At 74.2% G+C, this 2,205-nt stretch carries 3 protein-coding genes; 2 read left to right on the top strand and 1 reads right to left on the bottom strand.

Annotated features, from left to right (window positions below):
• Positions 1 to 143: 143 nt before the first annotated feature.
• Positions 144 to 989: a chaplin gene (locus ABZ920_RS30460; RefSeq protein WP_361512065.1), complete on the top strand. Its 846-nt coding sequence runs from the start codon at positions 144 to 146 to the stop codon at positions 987 to 989.
• A gap of 103 nt (positions 990 to 1,092) precedes the next feature.
• On the opposite strand, the gene ABZ920_RS30465 is transcribed toward ABZ920_RS30460, so the two are convergent.
• On the bottom strand, positions 1,093 to 1,281 hold the full coding sequence (locus ABZ920_RS30465; protein ID WP_361512068.1) for a DUF5703 family protein: 189 nt from the start codon (positions 1,279 to 1,281) through the stop codon (positions 1,093 to 1,095).
• Between the two features lie 47 nt (positions 1,282 to 1,328).
• Between ABZ920_RS30465 and ABZ920_RS30470 the strand changes: the two genes are divergently transcribed.
• A complete protein-coding gene (locus ABZ920_RS30470) occupies positions 1,329 to 2,057 on the top strand; it encodes a hypothetical protein (protein WP_361512071.1) in 729 nt (242 codons plus the stop codon).
• Positions 2,058 to 2,205: the final 148 nt, after the last annotated feature.

A 2,205-nucleotide genomic window follows, 5' to 3' on the forward strand; every position in this document is an offset into this window, starting at 1 on the left:
CACCACCCGGACCGCCAGACAACTCCCCTGCGACGACAGCGAATTGTGCCCTACGACACGTCACCCGCGTCGCCCTGGCCCGGTCAGTGCGGTGCGCGGTTCCGGAAGGTTCTGAGAAAAGGTCGAAGGCAGGTATTTCAGCGATGCGACAGGTCACCCGCAAGGGCCTGATGACCGTGGCCGCCGCCACCGGCGTGATCGCCGCCGCGAGCGGCTACGCCCACGCCGACGCCGGCGCGAGCGGCGCGGCGTCCCACTCACCGGGCGTGCTCTCCGGCAACACGGTGCAGGCGCCGGTGCACGTGCCGGTGAACGTCTGCGGCAACACCGTCGACGTCGTCGGGCTGCTCAACCCGGCGGCGGGGAACAAGTGCGCCAACCAGGGCGGTGGCACCTCCGGCGGGCACGGCGACCACGCCGGGTCCGGGCGGGGCGGTGCGCACGCCGGCGGCCGCACCGGCCACTCGCCGGGCGTCGGCTCCGGCAACCACGTCCAGGTGCCGGTCGACGTCCCGGTGAACGTCTGCGGCAACAGCGTGAACGTCGTCGGCGTGGGCGACGCGGCGCTGGGCAACGCCTGCGCCAACGGGACGCGTCCCGGCGGCGGGGGCGGCACCACGCCGCCGGGCGGCGGGGAGGAGCCGCCAGGCAACCCCGGCAACCCCGGCAACCCCGGCAACCCCGGGAACCCCGGCAACCCCGGGAACCCGGGCACCCCGGGAAACCCCGGTACGCCGGAGAAGCCGGGCAACCCCGGTACTCCGGGCGTGCCCGGTACGCCCGGACACCCGGGCCTGCCCGGTACGCCGGCCACCCCCGGCGGCTCCTCGCAGAACCACCCGGGCACGCAGACGGTCACCGCCCCGCGCGGCGCCGGAGAGCTCGCCCGGACCGGCAGTGAGCTGCCGATGGGCGTCGTCCTGCCGGTGGGCGCCGGGGCGCTGCTCGCGGGCGCGGTCATGTACCGCAGGGCGCGGGCCGCGGCGTAGGCGGTGCGGGCGGCGCCGCGGCCGGCGCGGGCCGGCGGGACGGCGTCCCGACACGAAGCGGGCCCCGCATGGCGGGGCCCGCTGTCGTTCCGGCCGTCTCAGCTCACCATGTGGCGCGTACCTGGCGGATGATCCGCCGGCGCAGCCGCACCCTGCGGCTGCCGTCGCGCAGCAGGCTCAGACGGTACAACTCCCAGTGTCCGTACTCTGCATGGTCCGTCAGCAGACGTGCCGTCTCCTTGCGGGAGACCCCGCGAGGGACGTACACGTCGACAAATTCGTATTCCGCCATCGCATCTATTGTGCGGGCTGGGGCCCGGTACGGATAGCGTCTGCACTATGTCTGATGCTGCGCAGCCCACCGCTGCCGAGGTACGCGCCGCCGCCGAGGCGGTCAAGACCGCGCTCGACCGCCACCTGGCCGCGGTCGAACGCAGGTCGGGTGAGGACGACCCGGCCGTCTACGAGGCGTTCAACCAGCTGGCCGCGGCCGCAGAGGCGTACGACGAACTGCTCTACGACCGTTACGACGAGGTCACCCCGTTCGAGATCCCCGGTGCGGAGGACTCGCTGCCGCCGTACACGGGCCCCGAGGAACCGAACGCGATCAGCGTGCTGATCCGCCGCGACTACGCCGTGGTGGAGCCGCAGCGGCTGCGGGCCCACGCCCGGCGGGTGGAGGCGGCGGACCAGGGCAACGACGCGAGCGGCGGGGGGACCTCCGGCACGGTCCACGGGGCGCTCGGCATCCTGTTCGGCGAGTTCGAACCGGACGAGATCGCCTCCCGGCACAAGGAGTTCGGGCTGGAGGAGGGCGACTCGACCCTGTGGGTCACGGCGGCCGACGAGCCCGCCGAGCCGGGGGAGTGGCTGGAGGCGCCCTTCGAGCACGTCGATCCGCAGCAGATCGTCTGCCGCTTCGACGTCAGCGCGGTCTTCGACGACGACCTCCACGCGGACGTGGACGACCTGGACGAGGTCGACGACGTCGACGGCGAGGACGACCTGGACGCCGGCCTCGGTGCCGACGAGGACGAGGACCTGGAGCCGCTGGACGCCGACCGCTGAGCCGGCGGGGCCACCCGCGCACGAGCACGACGCGAGGGCGGCGGTCGCCGGGGCCCCCTCGCGGCCGCCGTCCTGGTCCTGGCGGCGCTCCTGAACAACGTGCTCGGCACCGGCATCGACTGGTTCGCCCAGCACCAGGCGGCGCTCG

Origin of the sequence: Streptomyces sp. NPDC046831 (assembly GCF_040645305.1) — a bacterium.
Classification (GTDB): Bacteria; Actinomycetota; Actinomycetes; order Streptomycetales; family Streptomycetaceae; genus Streptomyces.

Bases quoted from the DNA above. Each gene is read 5' to 3' on its own strand.
- ABZ920_RS30465 (WP_361512068.1), bottom strand. From the start codon at position 1,281: ATGGCGGAATACGAATTTGTCGACGTGTACGTCCCTCGCGGGGTCTCC.
- ABZ920_RS30470 (WP_361512071.1), top strand. From the start codon at position 1,329: ATGTCTGATGCTGCGCAGCCCACCGCTGCCGAGGTACGCGCCGCCGCC.
- ABZ920_RS30460 (WP_361512065.1), top strand. From the start codon at position 144: ATGCGACAGGTCACCCGCAAGGGCCTGATGACCGTGGCCGCCGCCACC.